Source organism: Tersicoccus phoenicis (genome assembly GCF_001968835.1).
Lineage (GTDB): Bacteria > Actinomycetota > Actinomycetes > Actinomycetales > Micrococcaceae > Tersicoccus > Tersicoccus phoenicis.
The window spans coordinates 15,602-35,511 of sequence record NZ_MRDE01000115.1; the positions used below are offsets into that span (position 1 = coordinate 15,602).

Annotated in this window: 19 protein-coding genes; 15 read left to right on the plus strand and 4 right to left on the minus strand. The window is 66.9% G+C overall.

Features of this window, described 5'->3' with window-relative positions:
• The first annotated feature begins 104 nt into the window (after positions 1-104).
• The 12 genes from BKD30_RS15280 (at position 105) to BKD30_RS15335 (ending at position 11,154) form a co-directional block, all read left to right on the plus strand.
• The gene (locus BKD30_RS15280; protein ID WP_076705962.1) at positions 105-1,184 is read left to right on the plus strand and encodes an ImmA/IrrE family metallo-endopeptidase; all 1,080 of its coding nucleotides are present in this window, start codon (positions 105-107) and stop codon (positions 1,182-1,184) included.
• A complete protein-coding gene (locus BKD30_RS15285; protein WP_076705986.1) occupies positions 1,184-2,116 on the plus strand; it encodes a bifunctional DNA primase/polymerase in 933 nt (310 codons plus the stop codon). Before BKD30_RS15280 ends, BKD30_RS15285 begins: the two co-directional genes overlap by 1 nt.
• Before the next feature lie 32 nt (positions 2,117-2,148).
• On the plus strand, positions 2,149-2,796 hold the full coding sequence (locus tag BKD30_RS15290; protein WP_076705963.1) for a DUF2637 domain-containing protein: 648 nt from the start codon (positions 2,149-2,151) through the stop codon (positions 2,794-2,796).
• Complete coding sequence (locus tag BKD30_RS15295; RefSeq protein WP_076705964.1) at positions 2,793-3,197, plus strand: hypothetical protein; 405 nt, start codon at positions 2,793-2,795, stop codon at positions 3,195-3,197. The genes BKD30_RS15290 and BKD30_RS15295 overlap by 4 nt, the downstream gene beginning before the upstream one ends.
• A gap of 93 nt (positions 3,198-3,290) precedes the next feature.
• Positions 3,291-4,178: a hypothetical protein gene (locus tag BKD30_RS15300; protein WP_076705965.1), complete on the plus strand. Its 888-nt coding sequence runs from the start codon at positions 3,291-3,293 to the stop codon at positions 4,176-4,178.
• Positions 4,175-5,176 carry a ParB N-terminal domain-containing protein gene (locus BKD30_RS15305; RefSeq protein WP_076705966.1) on the plus strand — a complete coding sequence of 334 codons (1,002 nt, stop codon included), beginning with the start codon at positions 4,175-4,177 and terminating at the stop codon, positions 5,174-5,176. The genes BKD30_RS15300 and BKD30_RS15305 overlap by 4 nt, the downstream gene beginning before the upstream one ends.
• Before the next feature lie 36 nt (positions 5,177-5,212).
• A complete protein-coding gene (locus tag BKD30_RS15310) occupies positions 5,213-5,905 on the plus strand; it encodes a hypothetical protein (RefSeq protein WP_076705967.1) in 693 nt (230 codons plus the stop codon).
• Positions 5,906-5,918: 13 nt separating this feature from the next.
• Positions 5,919-7,532 (plus strand): M23 family metallopeptidase, encoded by a 1,614-nt coding sequence (locus tag BKD30_RS15315; RefSeq protein WP_076705969.1) that lies wholly within the window; start codon positions 5,919-5,921, stop codon positions 7,530-7,532.
• Positions 7,533-7,538: 6 nt separating this feature from the next.
• The gene (locus BKD30_RS15320; protein WP_076705971.1) at positions 7,539-7,805 is read left to right on the plus strand and encodes a DUF6112 family protein; all 267 of its coding nucleotides are present in this window, start codon (positions 7,539-7,541) and stop codon (positions 7,803-7,805) included.
• 169 nt (positions 7,806-7,974) lie between these two features.
• A complete protein-coding gene (locus BKD30_RS15325) occupies positions 7,975-8,271 on the plus strand; it encodes a DUF6112 family protein (protein ID WP_227007205.1) in 297 nt (98 codons plus the stop codon).
• A 33-nt stretch (positions 8,272-8,304) separates the two neighbouring features.
• Positions 8,305-9,681 (plus strand): conjugal transfer protein TrbL, encoded by a 1,377-nt coding sequence (locus tag BKD30_RS15330; RefSeq protein ID WP_076705988.1) that lies wholly within the window; start codon positions 8,305-8,307, stop codon positions 9,679-9,681.
• A 3-nt stretch (positions 9,682-9,684) separates the two neighbouring features.
• Positions 9,685-11,154: a PrgI family protein gene (locus BKD30_RS15335; protein WP_076705973.1), complete on the plus strand. Its 1,470-nt coding sequence runs from the start codon at positions 9,685-9,687 to the stop codon at positions 11,152-11,154.
• A 107-nt stretch (positions 11,155-11,261) separates the two neighbouring features.
• Here BKD30_RS15335 and BKD30_RS15340 read toward each other — a convergent pair whose 3' ends face one another.
• From BKD30_RS15340 to BKD30_RS15355, 4 genes are read right to left on the minus strand one after another with little or no spacing between them, the layout of a single operon-like run.
• Positions 11,262-11,672 (minus strand): hypothetical protein, encoded by a 411-nt coding sequence (locus tag BKD30_RS15340; RefSeq protein ID WP_076705975.1) that lies wholly within the window; start codon positions 11,670-11,672, stop codon positions 11,262-11,264.
• Positions 11,669-14,296, minus strand: a complete 2,628-nt coding sequence (locus BKD30_RS16020; protein ID WP_143588233.1) for a hypothetical protein — start codon at positions 14,294-14,296, stop codon at positions 11,669-11,671. The genes BKD30_RS15340 and BKD30_RS16020 overlap by 4 nt, the downstream gene beginning before the upstream one ends.
• A 3-nt stretch (positions 14,297-14,299) precedes the next feature.
• On the minus strand, positions 14,300-15,088 hold the full coding sequence (locus BKD30_RS15350) for an alpha/beta hydrolase family protein (RefSeq protein ID WP_143588234.1): 789 nt from the start codon (positions 15,086-15,088) through the stop codon (positions 14,300-14,302).
• A 17-nt stretch (positions 15,089-15,105) separates the two neighbouring features.
• Positions 15,106-16,536: a hypothetical protein gene (locus BKD30_RS15355; RefSeq protein ID WP_076705981.1), complete on the minus strand. Its 1,431-nt coding sequence runs from the start codon at positions 16,534-16,536 to the stop codon at positions 15,106-15,108.
• Positions 16,537-16,876: 340 nt separating this feature from the next.
• Between BKD30_RS15355 and BKD30_RS15360 the strand changes: the two genes are divergently transcribed.
• From BKD30_RS15360 to BKD30_RS15370, 3 genes are read left to right on the plus strand one after another with little or no spacing between them, the layout of a single operon-like run.
• Positions 16,877-17,710 (plus strand): hypothetical protein, encoded by an 834-nt coding sequence (locus tag BKD30_RS15360; protein WP_235861743.1) that lies wholly within the window; start codon positions 16,877-16,879, stop codon positions 17,708-17,710.
• Positions 17,707-19,191: an ATP-binding protein gene (locus BKD30_RS15365; protein ID WP_076705983.1), complete on the plus strand. Its 1,485-nt coding sequence runs from the start codon at positions 17,707-17,709 to the stop codon at positions 19,189-19,191. Before BKD30_RS15360 ends, BKD30_RS15365 begins: the two co-directional genes overlap by 4 nt.
• The gene (locus tag BKD30_RS15370) at positions 19,188-19,736 is read left to right on the plus strand and encodes a hypothetical protein (RefSeq protein ID WP_076705985.1); all 549 of its coding nucleotides are present in this window, start codon (positions 19,188-19,190) and stop codon (positions 19,734-19,736) included. The genes BKD30_RS15365 and BKD30_RS15370 overlap by 4 nt, the downstream gene beginning before the upstream one ends.
• Positions 19,737-19,910: the final 174 nt, after the last annotated feature.

A 19,910-nucleotide genomic window follows, 5' to 3' on the forward strand; every position in this document is an offset into this window, starting at 1 on the left:
GAACGATGTCCAGCTCACGGTCTGAGTGCGGGTGTTCGCGCCTACCTGCCAGGTGTACCGCCGCGCGCAACCTTGGCGCGGCCCGCGGAAGAGGAGGCCGGAGCATGGCATCGAACGAGGACGCCCGCGCGGCGCGAGAGGCGAAGCTCGACGAGCTGCACGAGAAGCTGACCGGCGCGGTCGAGTCGCTGATCTCGGGCGACGACTGGCGGGAGGCGCTCGCCTTCGCGGCACGGTTCCGGTCGCGGTCGTTCAACAACACGATGCTGATCTGGGTGCAGCACGAAGCCGCGTTCGAGGCAGGCCGCGTGCCCGAACCCTTCCCGACTCTGGTTGCCGGGTACCGGCAGTGGCAGGGGCTGGGGCGGCAGGTGATGAAGGGCCAGCCGGGGTACATGATCTTCGCGCCCGTGACGGGCCGGTTCGCCTCGTCCAATCCTGCCGATCCGAACTCCTGGCGTCGCTTGGGGCCGCGAGAGAAGCACAAGGTCAACGAGGTGGTGCGCTCGCGGATGGTCGGAGCGCGCCCGGCCTACGTGTGGGATGCCTCGCAGACCGACGGAGAGCCGCTGCCGGTGCCGCCGGCTCCGACGTTGCTGGAAGGCGAAGCACCGTCGGGGTTGTGGGAGGGGCTGGCCGGGCAGATTCGCGGCGCGGGGTTCGAGGTGTTGCGGGTGCCGCACGAGGGGATGATCTCCGGCGCGAACGGCCTTACGGACTACGAGGCGCGCACGGTCGCGGTGCGGGAGAACATGGACCATGCCGCGCAGGTCAAGACGCTCGCGCACGAGCTGGCGCATGTCCTGATGCACGATCCCGACGACGAGGAGGCGCGGCAGCATCGCGGCATCCGCGAAGTCGAAGCCGAGTCCGTCGCGCTGATGATCGGTGCCGCGCACGGCATGGACACTGCCGGGTACACGATCCCGTACGTCTCGACCTGGGCCGCCCGCGTGGACGGCCAAGAGCCCGTCCAGGTGGTGCAGGCCACCGGCGAACGGGTGCGGAAGACCGCGCTGGCGATCCTCGACCAGCTCGACACGCTCCAGGTCGGCGACGGCACCCCGCCCGGCCTCGAACGCGACACCCCAAGTCCGCGCACCTCCCGCACGGCAGCGCGCGCGGTGGAGACCGATCGTCCGCGTGCTGCGCCAGTGCCCGAGCTGGCAGTGCGGGGGCTGTGATGCCCGAGCCATTCGATGTCCTGGCGGCGCTCATTCGCGTGGATCGCTCACCAAACCTGGCCTTGGCTGCGCGGAGCCTCGCGGCGGCTGGCGTGCCCGTGTTCCCGTGCCTGGTCGAGGGGAAGCGTCCGCTGACCCGCCGCGGGTTCCTCGAAGCGAGCAGCGACCCGGAACAGGTTGCCGCGTGGTGGTCGCGCACAACGAATGCGAACATCGGCCTCCCGACCGGTGCCCCATCGGGCGTTGTCGTCGTCGATGTCGATGTCCACGGCCCCCACGACGGCCGCGCGGCGTACCAGCGCGCCACCGACGCGGGACTCGTCGATGGAGCGGGTCTGCTGGTGCGCACACCGACCGGTGGCGCGCACGTGTACTTCCCGGCGACCCCGGGCAGGGAGCAGCGGTCGTGGCAGGCAGCCACCGCGGGTGTCGATTTCCGGGGTGACGGCGGCTACATCATCGCTCCACCTTCCCGGCGAATCATCGACGGCAGCGTCCGCCGTTACGAGGTCGCCGACATTGCCGCGCACTCGGTCGGCGCGGTGGATGCGGCCCGTCTGCGGGACTTTCTCGACCCGCGCCCCGTCGCCCGACCACGCGCGAGCAGCGGCTCGATGGATGTGGATTCTAATCGGTTGGCGGCGTGGGTCGCCGGGCGGGGCGAGGGCGAGCGGAACCGGGGCCTGTTCTGGGCCGCCTGCCGCCTCGCCGAGAACGGCGTCTCGCCCGCCGACGCACTTGATGTGCTGGGGTCTGCGGCACACTCGGCGGGTCTGGGTGATCGCGAGATCACCACGACGGTGCGCTCTGCCTACCGAGCTACCCAGCCCGCATCCGAAGTGACGCCCGCCGGCCGGAGCCAGAGCGCGGGCCGATGGTTCGGTCGCTCGGAGAGCCCGCCGTCCGCAGCCTTGGGGAGGGCTGGGCTGTGAGGCGTGAATCGGAGGGGCGGCGCTGGGCCGCTATGACGGCGGTTGCGGGGACGGTGTTCATCGCCGCCGGGGCGTTCTGGCTGTCGTTCACGTCGCTGGCCGATCTGGCCGCTCGCTCCGGGATCGGGTCGGGGCAGGCGTGGGCGTGGCCGCTGATCGTGGACGGCATCATCGTCGTCTCGACAGTCGCCGTCGTCGCTCTCGCTGGGCAGCGCTCGGCCTGGTATCCGTGGGCGCTGCTGGTCGGCGGCGCGCTCGTGTCGGTGACGGCGAACGCCATTCACGCCGTCGTCGCCGCGGACGCCGACGTTCCAAGGATGCTCGCGGCATCAGTCGCAGCGGTGCCGCCCGTCGTGCTGCTGGCCATCACGCACCTGACCGTGATCCTCACCCGCTCCACCGACCCCGACACGGAGCCTGACGCCGCCACGTCGTTCTCGGCCGCCGCTGTGGGGTCAATGCCTGCGCTGCCGTCTGGCGACGCACAACCGGCCCGTCGCGACGATGGTGTGGCGGATCGGCGGGCGCTGGGGTGGGAGCTGCGGGAGGCGGGCTGGTCGAACAAGCGGATCGCCCGAGAGCTCGGGGTGCATCCCTCGACGGTGGGCCGCTGGTTCGCCGTCGCGCACCTGACAGACACAACCGACGCCGCCGACGAGCGGGAGGAGACGACCCCATGAACACCACCGAAAACCCGCAGCACAACGACCCGACGAGGCCCGATCCGGCACGCCCGGTTTCCGAGGAGCCGCAGGAGCGCTCCGAGCCTGTCGAGGCGACGAGCACGCCGGAGGCGGTGCGGGCCGCTCAGGTCGCCCGCGAGGACAAGCAGCACGCGATCGTTCGCGGGCGCGGCGTGGAGTGGGTGCGCCCCACCGACCTCATCGTCCGGCACTCGGCGCACGCGGCCGGTCGTGGTCTCGACTTCCAGGCCGAGCTGGCACGCCGCACCCGCACCCCGATAGGGGCCGGAGTCCGTCGGCTCGGGGACCGCGCCCGACGGTTACCGCCGATCTCGGCGTTCGGGCGCAGCACCGCACCGGCGTCGCAGCTGTCCCGCTCCGGCGTCTCGATGAGTTGACGGTGGTGAAGTGTCATGGCTGCGACGGCATCGGCATGCAGGACGCACTCGTGGGAGCGAGTGCGCACCTGCCTGCCAGGAGGTGCCGACACCATGACCACACCAACCCGCACCAGCACCGCTCCGACGGCCGACGGGGCTGAGGACTTCACCACTGGCGAGGGCCTGCGCGCCCTGCTCAATCGCCTCGCCGAGGGCGGCGAGGATGCCTGGGTTCACGACCCGGTGGCCCGCGATCTGATGGAGTTCGCCGCCGACAAGTACCGCGCCCTGGCTCGCAAGCACAAGCTCGACACCTGGGAAGCGGTGACGGCGGCGTTCGACGCGATGCAGTACCGCTCGACCCGCGAGGCCAACGACCCGTGGGCGATCATCACCCACGCCGTGCGGATCACCTGCGTCTACGAGGAACGCGCCCAAGGCCTGCTCTGCTCCGTGCACCAGGCCCGCCGCGCCCACGTCTCGGCGTTCCACGACCCCGAACGATTCTCCGAACGCGACACCGCGCTGGCCGACTACCATCCCGCGTTCCACACCACCGACCTGCGTCCCAGCGACCTCGAACCGGAACCGCGCGACAGTCTCGGGTCGGCGCAGGCATGCATGTCCGCAGGATCGGCGGCCGAGGACGCCATCGCGATGCTGTGCCTGCTCGACTGGCCCACCGACACCGCACGGGCCGCCGTCGAGCACGTCTGCGGCGCGTTGATGAAGGCCGGCACCCGCCAGTCCGCCTACGAGACACTGCGCCGCGATCGGCACGCGCGGGCACTGCTCGACCTGCCGCGCCGCTCCTGGGCCGCTCTCCTGAAAGCACTGCTCGGGAACCAGCACCCGGCCTACGTCGCCACCAGCAGCGGTCGCGGCATCCTGCTCCGGCTCCTGCTGGGCGAGACCCTCGACCTACTGCTCCGCGACGACGATCTGATCCTCGCGCTCGCACTGGCCGCCCCGAACGGTGGAGGCGGTGAGTCGTCGTGACCGAGCCACAGATCGGCAGCATCCAGCTCGACCGCACCGTCGATTCGATCCTCGTCGGCACACGCCACCGCGCCGACCTCGGCGACATCGACACACTCGCGGCATCCATCGACCGCGACGGCCTGCTACAACCTCTCACAATCACCATCGACGGCGTGCTCGTGTGCGGGGCACGACGCCTCGCCGCTATCAAGAAGCTCGGCTGGCGCACCGTCAACGTGTGGGTGCGCAGCGGCCTTTCCGACCGGCTCGGGCAGCTCCTCGCCGAGCAGGACGACAACATGCTCCACAAGCCCTACACCCAGCTCGAAGCCGCCGGACTCTACCGCGAGATCAAGCAGGTCATGGCCGAGGACGCCGCCCGCCGAAAGTCCGCCACCCAGTTCAGCAGCGAGAACCAGCCCGGAAACGACGGTGGTGCAAACTTTGCACCACCGTTGAACGGGCCACTCGGGAAGACCCGTGAACAGGCGGCGGCGATGATTCCCGGCGGTGCCTCCCACACGACGTTGGAGAAGATCGGCTACCTCGAAGACATCGCCAACAACCCCACTCAGCCCGAGATTCTGCGCGCCGAGGCCGCCGCCGGGCTGGCAAGGATCGAGGCCGGCGACCCGGTGCATCCGATCTATCAAGCGATCCGCGATGCCGACACCACCGAGCGGGAGCGGCGCGAGGCCGAGCTCCACGCCCGCGCCGAAGCAGCCGTGGCCCAGGCGAAGTCGATCAAGAAGGGCAAGCACACCCCACCGCGACCACTGCCGCTCGTCACCGACAACGGGCAACCCGTCCGCTACCCGCTCCGGGCGTTCATCCAGACCTGGGGCGAACTGACCAACTGGTGGACCCACTACGACGCCAACACCCTCGCCGCCGAGCTGACCGACGAGCAGTTCGAGAACTTCCTCGCCACCGCCGACGGCACCCTCCGATTCGCCGCCGCACTCCGAGCCGCCCGCGAAGGCGCGACGGAGCGGCCACGACTCCGAGCACTCTGACCGCCGGCGTGGGCGCGGCGTGCGCACCTGCTCGGCATGAGCCCTGCACCCACCGATCCCCGGAACCGCCGCCGAATCGTCGCCCTCATCGCCGCCGGCATCGTCCTGCTGCTCCTAGCCGGGGTCGGCGACTACGGACTCCTCACCGGCCCACGCAACAGCAGCAACACCGATCCCGACGCGGAGCCCGGCCCGGTCACCACGGCACCGCCGACCGTGGTACCGAGCACACCCCGGCCGCCGCGGGTTCCAGCAGTTCCGCGTTCGGCCGATCCCGAGACTTTCGCTCAGGGCGTCGCGTCCACGCTGTTCGCGTGGGACACGGCTTCGGGGCTGTGGCCGCTGGACTACACCTCGGCAATCCTCACGGTCGGTGACCCCAGCGGGGACGAGCAAGCAGGGCTGGCCTCCGACGTAGCGACATACCTGCCGACCCGTGACGCCTGGATCGAGCTGCGGCAGTACGCCACCCGTCAGCACCTCACCATTGACACCGCGTACGTCCCTGACGCCTGGGCCGACGCGGTAGCGCAGTCCCAGCCGGGGCAGCTCGCAGCAGGAACGACGGCCGTCACGATCGAGGGCACCCGCCACCGTGCCGGGGTCTGGAACGGCCAACCGGTCACCAGCGAGCATCCAGTCGCGTTCACCGTGTTCGTCGTCTGCGCCCCGACCTACCCGACCTGCCACCTGCTGCGGCTCTCGCAGCTCGACAACCCGCTGCGCTGAAGGGGTTGGCGTCGTGTTCCGCAAAGCCGCCATCGCAGCCCTGGCGCTGCTCTTCTTCGCCCCCACCGCGGCACTCCTCGGGATCGGGGTGATGATGAACCCCGCTGCCGCCTACTGCGCCACCCCCGCCGGGACCGTGAACCTCGGCCCGATCCCGGACTCGCTCACCGTCACCACCACGAACGGCGAGACCTTCACCCTGAATCGCCAGCAGCTCACGCACGCGGCCACGATCATCTCCGTCGGCAACGGCATCACCGACGTGGGCAGGCCCGGAATCAAGATCGCGCTGATGGCAGCACTCACCGAGTCCACGCTGCGGATGCTCACCAACACCGGCACCTACCCCGAGTCGGCGAACTACCCGAACGACGGCAACGGCAGCGACCACGACTCCCTCGGCCTGTTCCAGATGCGCCCCCAATCCGGGTGGGGCACCGTCGCCGAGTTGATGGACCCGAACTATCAGGCGCGAGCGTTCTTCGGCGGGCCGACCGGACCGAACTACCCCTCACCGCGCGGCCTGCTCGACATCCCCGACTGGCAACAGATGGACCCCGGCGAAGCCGCCCAAGCCGTCGAGGTGTCCGCCTACCCCGACCGCTACCGAAACTACGCGCCCGTCGCCGACAGCATCCTCGCCACCCTCACCAGCGGCGGCAGCACTGCTGCTGTTGGCGTTGGTGGCCCGGCGATCTCGTCGTCACGGGTGGTGTTCCCACTGCCCGAGGGCACCTGGGTGCCGACCTCACCGTTCGGGATGCGCGTCCACCCGATCACGGGCGAACGGAAGCTGCACACCGGCACCGACTTCGCCGCGCCCGACGGCACACCGATCCTCGCGGCCGCGGCCGGCACGGTCACCGTCGCGGAGTTCTCCGGCGGATACGGCGGCCTCATCGTCATCGAGCACACCATCGACGGCAAGACCGTCGCAACCGCGTACGCGCACATGTGGCAGAGCGGCATCCACGTCCGTCCCGGTGACCGCGTGAGCGCGGGGCAGCACATCGGCGATGTCGGCTCCTCGGGCATGAGCACCGGCGCGCATCTGCACTTCGAGGTCCGGCCCGGCGGCACGAACGGCGAGGCCATCGACGCCGCCGCCTGGCTCAACGAGCACGGTGCCGCGAACCTGCCGACGGCGACCAGCGGGTCACCTGCCGCCTGCAACAACGCCACTGCCGGTGCACCGACCGGTGTCGATGGGGACCCCGACCGGCTCGTCGACGATCCCACCAGCTCGGGCAAGATCACCGCCCGCATGCTCCACCTCTATCAGCAGACCCTCGCCGCGTTCCCCGACACCGGCTGGGGCTGCTACTCACCGCGCCCCGGCACCAAGTCAGAGCATCCCCTCGGCAGGGCGTGCGATATCACCTTCGGCAACCGCATCGGCCAGCGACCCACCCCGGTACAGCTCGACGCCGGCTGGAAGGTCACCAACTGGATGAAGGACAACGCCGACGTGCTCGGCATCGAGTACCTGATCTGGCAAGGCCAAATCTGGTCCGTCACCCGCGACGACCAGGGCTGGCGACCCTACAACGGCGGCGGCATGCACGACCCCGCCTCCATCACCGGAGGCCACTACGACCACCTCCACGTCACCGTCAAGGCAGGGTGATCGGCGATGGGTGTCTTTCCCGACTTCGACGGGCTCGGCAGCATCGGCGACCTTCGCGCCGTGGTCGGCGCGCTCTTGACGTTCGTCCTCATCGTCGCCGTCCTCATGCTCATCGTCTCCGCGATCGTGTGGGCGATCGCGACGGCCCACGGTAACTACGCGACCGCCAGCAAAGGCCGCATCGGAGTGCTCGTCGCCGTCGGTGCCGCCGTCCTCGCCGGAGGCGGCGTGGCCTGGATGAACTGGCTCCTCAACCTCGGCCAACAACTCTGACGCCGATCGCCTCCGAGCCCGGCAATGCCCACGTTCTCGACGTGGGCATTGCTGTATCCGCTGTCGAGGGGCTGTGGGTGCACCTGTCGCGTGTATCCCGTCTGCGATTCCGCGGGCGGGCCGCCCGTCGCCAAGGAGACCTACCGTGTTCGATCTGCTCGCCAACGTCATGTCCGCGCCGCTGCTGGTGCCGATGGACATCAACATCGACCCCAACACCAACGGCCTGCCGGGGATCAACCAACTCCGCACCATCGTCGGCGCGGTGATGACCATCGGCCTGATCCTCAGCGTGCTCGCGCTGATCGTGTCCGCGATCGTGTGGGGCTTCGGCGCGAACTCCTCCAACCCGCACCTCGCCTCGCGCGGGAAGATCGGCGTTCTCGTCTCCTGCGGCGCGGCGGTGATCTGCGGCGCGAGCGTGACGCTCATCAACTTCTTCTGGAACGTCGGCCAGTCCGTCTGACCCGACTGTCGTCGTCGAGAGCTGGTGTTCGTGATGGGCGTGTGCGACGTTCCCGTGATCTCCTCGGTCTGCGATGCCGTCGGCGAAGGAGCCGCCTCTTTGGTCGCGGCCCCGTTCGACTGGCTCGCCCAGGCGATGGGTGCCGCCGCCGGGTGGCTGTTCGAGGCCGTCTGGTCGGTCTTCGACACCACAACCCTCGTGGATGTCACCAAGCCCGGCTACATCGCCGTCTACAACCTGCTGTTCGGCATCGCGGTCTTCGTGATGCTGATCTTCTTCTGCCTCCAACTCATCACCGGTCTGATCCGACGCGACCCCACCGCCCTCACCCGAGCCGCCCTCGGCCTGGCGAAGTCCGTCCTCGGGTCGTTCGTGGTCATCACGCTCACTGCGCTGCTGCTGGAAGTCGTCGACCAGCTGTGCATCGGGATCGTGCAGGCCGCCGGGGAGACCACCGAGTCGATGGGCGACAAGATCGCCCTCCTCGCCGCAGGCCTGGTCGGGATCAACATCGCCGCACCCGGCGTCGGAGCGATCATCACGATCTTCATGGCCGGCCTCGCGATCACCGCCGCCGCGATCGTCTGGCTCTCCCTCCTCGTCAGGAAAGCACTCCTCCTGGTCGCAGTCGTGTTCGCCCCGCTCGCCTTCTCTGGTGCCTCGTGGGATGCCTCGCGCGGGTGGATCGGGAAGTGGGCGATGTTCGTCGTCGCGCTGATCTGCTCCAAGCTCGTGCTCGTCGTGATGTTCCTCGTCGCGATCACCCAGGTCTCCGCACCGATCGACGCCGACCTCGCCTCGGTCAGCGACCCCATCGCGGGGATCGTGCTCATGGCGATGGCCGCGTTCGCTCCGTACCTGACGTACAAGTTCATCGCGTTCGTCGGGTTCGACATGTACCACGCGATCGGCTCCGAACAGGACGCCAAGAGCGCACTCAACCGGCCGATCCCCGTTCCGACCAAGCCTCAGGGCGGCGGCGACCCGAAGAAGGTGCTCGACGGAACCAGCAGCGGCGGGAAAGCGGACGGAGGCTCCGGCGGAGGAAGCACCCCACCGCCACAGCCGAAGACCCCGGCACCGGCACCCGCCGCGAGCGGCGGAGGTGCCGCCGCTGGTGGAGGGGCCGCAGCAGGCGGGGGCGGCGCAGCGGCGGCCGGTCCCGTGGCAGCCGGGGTCGTGGTCGTGGCGAGTGTCGCCAAGGATGCCGCGACCGCCGGGCCGAAGGCCGGAACCGCGTTGGGAGCCCAGGGAGAGCATGCCGCCGACGCCGCCGCGCAGACACCGCCACCACCTGCCGCCTCACCTGCGGCACCGCCGTCGAACCCGGCACCACGACCGCCGAGCACCGACCCGTCACCGCCGCCGAAGCAGCCCCCGCCGCCCGCGCCACGCCCACCGAAGGAGTAGACGATGAGCAGCACGAACCACGACCGGCCCACCGCGGGCGAACTCGTGCCGGTGAAGTTCTCCCGCCTCACCCGCCGCGGTGTCCTCCTCGGCCTGTCGCTGACCCAGCTCATCACGCTCGCCATCGGCGGAGCCACACTCATCGGCGCGTTCTACGCCGGCGGCGGGATGCTGCTCGCCTACACCGCCCCCATCTGGGTACTCGCCGCCGCGCTGACCTGGATACCCATCGCAGGCCGGCCCACCGTGGAGTGGCTGCCCATCGCCTGCTGGTGGCTGTGGCGCACCACCGGCGGACAACTTCTCTACCGACGCAGAATCGTCGTCCCGCGCCCCGTCGGCACCCTCGCACTGCCCGGCGACATGGCCCGCCTGCGCGAGTACACCGACCCCGACACCAGCGCAGGGATGATCCATGACCCCCACGCCGCCACGTTGACCGTTGTGTGCGAGGTCACCCACCCCGCGTTCGTGCTCCTCGATCCCGGCGAGCAGGAACGCCGCGTCAGCTCCTGGGGCCGCGTGCTCGCCACCGTCTGCCGCTCCGGGAGGATCGCGACCCTGCAAGTCCTCGAACGCACCCTCCCAGACTCCGGCACCGGACTCGCCGAATGGTGGGCCACCCACGGCACCTCCGACGGCTCGTGGGCGGCCGACACCTACGCCGAACTCATAGACCGCGCCGGACCCGCCGGCGAACGCCACGCGACCACGCTCTCGCTGTCACTGGACATGAAGACCAGCGCTCGGCAAATCAGAACCGCTGGCGGCGGGATACGCGGTGCTGCCGCCGTGCTGCGACAAGAGATGAACACCCTCGTCGCGGCGCTGCGCTCCGCCGACCTATCGCCCTCGGGATGGCTGACACCAGGGCAGATCGCGGTGATGCTCCGCTCTGCCTACGACCCCGCCATCGCTGCGACCCTGGAACGCCACGGCAGGCTCGGCCAGTCCCTCGCCACCGCCGGGCCGGTTGCGGTCACCGAGACCTGGGGCAGGCTACGCACCGACTCCGCTCACCACGCGGTGCTCTGGGTCAGCGAGTGGCCCAGGTCGCTGGTCTATCCGGGATTCCTGTCGCCCGTGTTACTGTCCACCGGCATCCAACGGTCGTTCTCACTGATCTGCACCCCGATGCGCTCCGACGCCGCTGCTCGCGACATCCGCAAGAAGAAGGTCGAGCACATCTCCGACCAGGCCCAGCGCGCGAAGATCGGCCAGATCGAAGACGCCTCCCAGACCGCCGAATACCACGACGTGCTCCAACAAGAAGCCGACCTCACCGCAGGCCACGGCATCCTCCGCTACACCGGCCTGATCGCCGTCTCCGCGCCTACTGTCGAGGAACTCGACGCCGCCGTCGCCGCCATCGAGCAGGCCGCGATTCAGGCGTCCTGCGAGACCCGGCTCCTCGTCGGACAGCAAGCCGCCGCGTTCACAGCCGCCGCGCTCCCGCTGTCTCGCGTCGTCTAGCAGAGGGTCGCGGCCTCGCACTGGTACGGCTCGACAGCGCTTCCCTCGCTGGATGGAACTCCAGCGAAATTGAGGAGTGAATCACCGGTGTCCCCCAACTAACTACGCTACTTTCCCGGAGCCGCGTCGCCCCAAAAGAAGGAGATTCCCCACAGGATCAGGGGCGATAGCGCGATCAAGACCCCGACGATCGCGGTCACAATGAGGAAGAGAAGCCTATTTGAGCGTTGATTGAGCTCGTTGCGATACTGCGCCTTCAGCTCGGACTTGGTGAGCAAACTTGCACCACTGAGCACCGCTTCTTCCTTGCACCTCGTCGCCACCAATGCGAGACCACCGACAGCAATACACACCAGACTCAGGCCCGTGGCCACAGCCACGGCACCCGCCAAGACGCTCGAAGCGACGCTCCCGAGCATCAATGCAGTCACTACGTTAATGACGCTTGCGACAAGGGCGCCGAATAGCAAGTTCAGCAGATCGGGCTCCGGAATCCACCCGCCAACGCGTTCCCTCACGGCGGATTTCCAATCGGCGAGTAAGCATCTCCGAGAATGTCGACTCCGAGCGCGTCGATCTCCTCCACGAGTGCAGTCGTCGCTGGCGCGTCCGGCGTCGCACGGAGATCAGTCAGGCGTTGCTTGACTTCCTCCGCCCTCACCAAGCGCGTATTCCACTGCTCAAAGGCCTGCCGAATCTCTTCCGCAGCGTTGCCCCGAGCGATTACCTGACGACGGTTTTGAACCTCCGTCTCGATCTGCTTCTTCAGATTGTTGAGCTCCCGTTCAGACCGCACAAGTTGCGCCTCAATGTGCGCATCAACCCCCGTGTCGCCTTCCCCGACCAGTCCCTGCAGGAGCAACGGCAGCTCTGAACGGACTGTCTCCCATATAACGGCGATAAGGGCGCTGGCGACGGCTGGCACTTTGCTGCTCTCATCTTGCGACACGCTCGCGAGCTCGCGAGTCCCCTGCCAGGAGCGGCTGTCCTGACACCACTGGAGAAGACTCCTGAGTTCAGCCTCGTACTCGCGCCACTGGCCACCCAACACGAGAGCGGCTTCGAGGCCTTGCGCAGCATCGATCTCCTTGCCGGGCCGATACCACTCGCTCCGTCCGCTCCGAAGCCTTTGCAGGCCACTCCTCACGACACGATCAGCCGGATCAACGCCGGCTCTTCCGAGGCTGAGCAGGACCAGCGCGGTGATCTGCAAGTCCGTATTCCACGTCCCAGTTCCCGAGCGCCAGGTTCCTCCGATACGGGCCGGTCCAGCTGGGGGGCGAGTCCTTAGCCATCCGGCCGCACGGGTGGCCACCTCACTCACCTGTACCGTACGCCCGCACGCGGCGAGGCCGATTAGGACGCGCGCGGTGACCCATGGAACGCGCGCCGGATAATAACCGCCGGTTGCGTCGAGACTGACCTCAGCCATGCGAAGGAGTTCACGCAGGCGGTCGGCATCACGGTCCATGGCTTTACCTTCGAACCCAAGCAACAGGCCAAGAACCCACGTCCTGTGGAACCGATCAAGGTCCACGTCACTTCCAGGAATCCACTCGTCCACCGCGTCTTCGGCGTCCTCCTGGATCATCCGCTGTTGGATTGTCGAGAAATCATCGCTCTCGTGGGTGGCGCCCTCGGTATGCAGCGGGAGAGGTTCGTTCGCGGGCGTTAGCCACCTTCCCCGCACATACTCAGCGCAAGCACCCCACTCCGCGTGCATCCCCACTTCAGCGAACGCTTCCGCGGCAAAAACTGCCGATGCAACGTTGTCTCCCCATGTTGGATCTTCGTCGACCTGGTGCGCAAGATGATGAGTCAGGACATTCAGCGCAGTCCAGCAGCGCGCCAGGAAAGCCGCTCCAAACTGATCGTCTGAACCAGCGATAGATATTAGGTCCAGTCGATCCAGGGTGACTTTCAGCTGAATCGGCCCCGCTTCGCGAAGGTAGTGCACAGCGACTCGCACAGGAGAGGTTGGGTTCTCCACCAATCGGTTTGAATCCAAGTGGTGAACCAGAAGCCTGGCGACAGTTCGATGACCGAAGAAGACATAGGGGCCATTCCTTCGACACACCCCTTGTTCCAGAAGGGATCGGATCGACTTCTGAGACTCTCGGTCGAACAGGGACTCATCTGCGTCGATCTCGAACATGCCAAGACAAGCGAGGTGGCGCAAGGTCGCGAGCTCCCCTTGACTGAACGCGAGCTCTCGCAGCGACGATTCGTACACAAGGCGCGCGAGGTCAGAGATTGACGGAGCCAAGCCCGATTTGCCGTATGCCTCCGCTGCGAGCTCCGCCACGAGCGCATTGCCATTTGCGAGACCGAGCATGACTTCGGAAACCTCACTACTGGCGGACACGGAGCCAACTATCTTGCGGCATAGATCGCCAGCGTCCGTGTAGATGATGCTGTCGCCGAGAGCGAAGCGTGCGACCAGATCAACGACACTTGGCCAGCCAGCGCACACCCACTGGACCGACGGCAGCTCGGTAGTTTTCAGAAAACGCAGGATACTCTCCGCAACAACTGGACTGGACTGGGCATCGTCGAGAACGACGCAAACTGGCAGCCCAGGCTGCTGGAGGATCGTGGCCAGTTCGGCCAGGAAGCCAGCAAGGCCGAATCGAGGGTCCGCGAGGTCTATCCAGAGGAATCGCCGAGACCTCTGGTGCGAATGGGTAACCGAATGAAGAAGTACGCTCTTGCCAGAGGCGCTAGGACCAACCAGGCCGATCGAACCTCCCTCAACGATTCGTCGACTGACTTCTTCTTTGACTCCAGAATAGACCTCATCAGTTGGTTGGAGGCTGATTCTGGGTCCACTTTCGCGTGCGGCGACAAGTTCCGATTGGAGGTTGGTGCGGCTGGGCGATCCAAACGAGAGATCAGGCAGCACCCGGCCAAGCAGACCGACAAATACGGACTCCCCACGATGTATCCACGCAACAATCTCGTCGACCGTTACGTCCTCTTGCCGTCCGAAGGCAGATACACAGATCGCCGAGTCTTTCGAACTGACTGCGGGCCAGGCTGGCGGCGAATCGATGTTGAGTTCGGCCTGGAGTATCGCTACAACATCGCCCACAGGGTCATCAGACTGCGTCGCGAGGCGCAGCGCAACTGAAGTGATGTCCACTGTCTATGCGAGTTTGGCCAGAAACTGAGCAATGGCCGCGTTGACCTGAACCTCGAAGCCGGCGAAGTTGTGCGGAGCACCTTCAACGAGCGTGACCTCTGCACCAACCTTCTCAACCAGGTCAGCAACCCGATGATTGTCGGGAGTTGCCGCGAAGTCTGCGCCGCCGAGTACCACTAGGGTCGGAACTCCCACGTTTCCGACCGAGTTGACATCTCCGTCCCTGCTCCGAAAAACGTCAAGCGGCCCGCCGATGCTCAAGGCCGACCGGATTGTGCCCAGTGAGACGGGCCACGTTGAGAAGATGTCTTCTGGCACCGCAACGTTGGCGCCTCTCTTGGCCATGAGCTGTTCAACGTGGGTCTTCTTGGCCTCGATCGCGCCCGCGTCTCCGGAGCCTGCATAGAATGCGGGAAGATCGAATGGCGAGAGCAGGACGACGGCGCTGACGCGGTTTCCGAATGCGTGGTCCAGCATTCCTCGAATGATCTTCAGAGCGCCGAGGCTGTGCCCCTGAAGCACCCACCGATCCGTCCCCTGTGCGTCGAAATGATCCATCCAGGCAGAGATATCAGAGGACGTGTCGGAAAGGTCTTCGCTTATGGTCCCTGCGTCATGCCCGCGGGTGTTCACGGCAGCGAAACCATACCCGTGTCGCGAATAGGGCGCTTGAGTGTCGAGCGCGATCGTGTTCTCGTAGAAGTTCCCCCACGATCCGTGGAGGTGCATGGCCCGCCGATCGACAGTTCCGGTGGATAGGCCCTGGAGCGCAGGCTCGGCGAGCCGTTCCACATGCCAGTTTGTCATTACTAGATTTCCTTTCGGAGGACGACTCTCAGATAGTCAGTGGGGTAAAGTTCACCGGGGACACTCGCGACTTCGCTAGACTCAATCACGAAGAAGCCTTCAATTAGTTCACGGATATCAAGCTCGCCACCAATTGGGTTGCTGATCATGCGCCGGGCGTAATATTCAGCCATTGCTGCGACCTGCTGCCGCTCTAGACCCACAAACGGTTGCCAGCGACGCCAACGGCTTGTCGCGCGGTCGCGAAAACTAGCGACTGCCTCATCGGGAGTCTGCCCGCGTGACGGGCCAGTATGGATACGGATCGTGGTGACAACACGTCCACCGGGAATGAGCATCGTGTGCCAATCCCGCAGAACCTCACGACGTTCGTCGGCCGAGAACCGAGTCAAGAAGGCGTCGGTCACAATCAGGTCGTGCTGGCCAGCATGCGAACTGGCATAACTCCGAATATCATCGGAGACGGTTGTGACGCGTACCCCGACCCGCTTTGCGTACCACTGACACGCGAACAGTGGCGTGTTGCATTGATCGACGACGGTCAGCTTGGTATGGCTCTCCGAGTCGCCGAGTGCGCCAACCAAGTACGCAAAGACTGAGTAGTCGGCGGTTCCAGAGACGACTGGAGATCGTGCGCCAAGTTCGACGGCCTGATTAAGCTCGCGTGAGTAGAAGTCGTGGTGCCAGCTTGGGGTGGAGACCATATCCATGAGTCGGAGGTACTGCCAAACACCGTGATACCAAGTGCAGCCGTCCACATCCACGTGATCGCCGACACAAAGCACGGAAGCAACATCCCCGATCAGCCGGGCGCTCTGAGCGAGGGGCTCTTCAAGGTCAAGGTCCGTTGGCAAGTCATCGAGTCCGCGAGCGATACTCCATAGGTCGGAGAGCATCTGCTGACCAGCTGACAGGTGTTCGTCGGCAACTGTGACTGTCCAGAGTCCACTGCGGTCGGTGTCGATCACTGAAGGGGAGAAAACGAGCACCGCATCGTCAGAGAGCACGCAGTCGTAAACTGCCGTGGCTGCCAAGTCGTCGCTCAACCAGGCTACGTTCGCGACGCGAACTTTGATGCCATCGGCCTCCTGTGCGCTAAGTTGGGCGATGAACTCAGCGTCGAGGATTCCTAGGTGGGCAACCAAGTAGATGGCTTGTGTTTCGACTCCAGTTGCGGCCAAGTCTTGCCAGAGTACGTCGGTTTGGTCGTTCTGCACCGTCGCATCCGCATCGACAATGTAGAGCAGGGTGGCACGCTCTTGCGTTCGCTCTGCGAGCGTTGAGAGCACATCGTGCTTCGCCTCGCTGCCGAAGTAGATGGTCTTCGCGTTGTGCGAGTCCTGGCGGCGACGCACGCGATCCAGGACGCGCCGATAGAGCCCGAGGGTGTCCTCGCCTAGGTCACGCCCCGGCAGCGCCTGCGCCTCCTGCACTCAGTGCTCCTCCCCAGACAGCCACTGGTCCTACGGTTTGCTCCCATCCTAGGGTGGCCGGGCTGAGTCGTCCGGCCCAGGTACGAGCGTGTCGGCAGTTCGTGCTCGGAGGTCATCGAGGTGGAGACCCTGCCCGTCGTGCGGCTCCTTCTTGCCCAGCTAGATGTCGGCCACGTAGGGCGGTTCTCTGGGCGGCACCCGTCTGACTTGTGTGGGCAGGTGATTCGTTCTGACGCACGGTCCCGCGCGAGCCCAGACGCGGCCGTCGCCCTGATGAGTGGAGCTGGGCGACAGGGCGGTGTCCTGGGCGCACCTTCGAGTAACACGACGCAGGAGGTCCATGATGCCCACGTTCTTCGATTCGACCGCCGACGCCGCCGAGGCGTCCGAGGCGCTGCGCGGGCTCGCGCACGCGAGCCGGGGGTTCGATCAGCCTGCCGAGATGTACGGGGTGATCGGTGATTTGTCCTCGGGGATGCGCTCGCTGCGGCAGGCGCTCGACCAGATCGCCGATGTTCACGAGCGCAAGGCCGCGCACGCCTTCAACGACGCCGGCGACCACGAGGCGGGAGTGCGAGACGCGCTCGCTGCTGCGGAGGAGCTGCGTCAGGCTGCGAACCTCGTCGACCGGGCGTATGACCGGCTCGCGGAGGGGTTCATCGCTGCGGGGCGGATCGCCTGGCACCCCGAGCCCGCCATCGAGGAGACCGTGTCGTCGCGGTGGGTCAGCGTGGTGTTCGTCCAGGGAGAGGAGGCTGACCGACCGTTGCGAATCCTCGGTGAGCTGGGGCATGTCGATGCGGTGGACTTCCTCGCGCAGTGGGACTACGGCGATGAGACCACGCAAGCCGCGTTGGAGAACGGGTACGTCTACGACGGGCCCGGCGAGGGCACCAACGACCGGGTGGCGATGTCGGGTGACTACGCGCTGGTCGTGAACACGCACGTCGGCTACGTCTCGCTGCTGCGCCGCTACCCCGAGCCGGAGGCAGAGCCCCAGGATGCCGAACCGGTCGGACCCTCTCCGGTGCAGGCTGGGCCGGAGTTGCTGGGGTCGTACTCGTCGCCGGGTGCCCCGGAGCGGGCCGATGTGCCGACGGCGAAGCGGGATGGGTCGTGGTTCGAGCCGGCCAAGATCACGGCGGCCAAGCAGGCGCGGGGGCTGGTGCGGTGACCGAGGATCGCGCGCGGCTGCACACTGCCGTTCTGGTGGCACCGTCGAAGGAGCGGCGCAAGCTCCGCAAGCAGCGCCGCAAGGCCGAGGCCAGGCTCCACGCCGAGCAGCGAAGGACTGCGCTCGCCGCCGCGAAGGCGAAGGCCGAGGAGGAGCGTGCCGAGCGCCGCGCAACTATCTGCCTGCCGAAGGCGGGCGAGCCTGGCGCGGCGCGGCTGCGCACTCCGGGCCGGTTCCATCTGACGCGGCATCAGGACACGTCGGCGACGCTGGCGGGTGCGTATCCGTTTGTCGCTGAGGGTGGGCTCGGTGCCGATGGGGTCTTCGTCGGTCAAGACCTGTACTCGGGTGGGAGCTTCGTCTATGACCCGTGGGTGCTCTACGCGCGCGGGATCATCACCGCGCCCAACGTGGTGCTGGCCGGGATCGTCGGCTCCGGGAAGTCATCGCTCGCGAAGTCGCTGTACACGCGGTCGTTGCCGTTCGGGCGGCGCGTGTACGTGCCCGGCGACCCGAAAGGCGAGCACACCGCGGTTGCCAACGCCGTCGGCGGGCGCGCGATCGTCCTCGGTCACGGTCTCAATACTCGCCTGAACCCGCTCGATGAAGGCCATCGGCCCAGTGGCCTGTCGGATGAGCAGTGGGCCTCGACCGTCGCAGCCCGGCGGCGTGATCTGATCGGCGCGCTCGCGGAGACTGTGCTCGCGCGGGGGTTGTCGCCGTTGGAGCACACCGCGATCGACATCGCCCTGACCCAGACGGTGCGGGAGAACGACGTGCCGATCCTGCCGATGGTCGTCGACCGCATCCTCGCCCCGAGCGCGGATGCCGACGGCCGGCTGGCCGAGGACGGCAGGGTCGTCGGCCACGCACTACGCCGTCTCGTCGCCGGCGACCTGGCCGGGTTGTTCGATGGGCCTTCGACGGTCGCGTTCGATCCGTCGTTGCCGATGATCTCGCTCGACCTCTCGCGGGTCACCGAGAACTCGACGCTCATCTCGGTGTTGATGACGTGCTCGTCGGCATGGATGGAGTCCGCGCTGCTCGACCCGAACGGCGGGCAGCGGTGGGTGATCTACGACGAGGCCTGGCGGCTCATGTCCCATCCCGCGCTGTTGCGGCGGATGGATGCGCACTGGCGACTCGCACGGCACTACGGGATCGCGAACATGCTGATCTTCCACAAGCTCACCGACCTCGACAACGTGGGCGACCAGGGCTCCGCCATGCGCTCCCTGGCCAACTCACTGCTCGCGAACGCCGAGACGCGGATCGTGTACCGGCAGGAGTCCGACCAACTCGGGCCGACCGCAAGGGCACTCGGTCTGACCGGGACGGAGCAGCAGCTCTTGCCGAACCTCGGCGTCGGCCAAGGACTGTGGCGGATCAAGGCCAGGAGCTTCGTCTGCCAACACCAACTCCACCCCGACGAACTCGCGCTGTTCGACACCAGCAGCCGCGCAGCGGGAGATCACCGATGAACGTCACCGGCCCGCGCCGATCCACCACGACCGACGACGAGAACATGGCGCCCGTCGAGCTGCCGCACGTCCTCGTCACCGTTGCCGATGACGGCACTCTCACCGCCACGGTGGATGGAACCCACTTCGAGGAGTCGGGTGCGAGCGCGTGGACGCGGGCGACGTTCGGGCCGCTCATGGATGCCATTACCAAGGACCGCACGATCGCGGTCCGTGTCGAAGTTCGCGAGAGCGACGGAAGTGTGTTCACCGACATCCTCCGCACCCGCAAGCCTCGACGCGCAGTGGCACCGTCCGAGAACTCGGTACCGGAGACTCGTCGGAGTCGTCACGCCCGCCGGGTGCCGCGCTTGGCTGAGGTCACGGCTCACGGGTTCGTGCCTGGCGAGGATGTCGCCGTCGCGACGATCGTCTCCCATACCGACGCCACCGGAACCGGGGAGGCACGTGCACTCATCGGCCTCGACGACCTCCCCAACGGCACACACGAGGTGATCCTGCTCGGGCGCATCTCGGGCACGCTCGCGGTGCGGCGGCTGACATGAACCAGCGGCAAGCCGGCGGAATGCCCTGTGCGTCAGGATGGTGTGAGACAACAGGGTTGATGTGCTTCCCATTGTATGGGGCGAGATTGGAACGAGATCCGAGATGACGATGACCGTAGCTGATGCCGGCACCGATGATGGTGGGGTGGTGACTCCTCGAGCTGACCGTCCCAG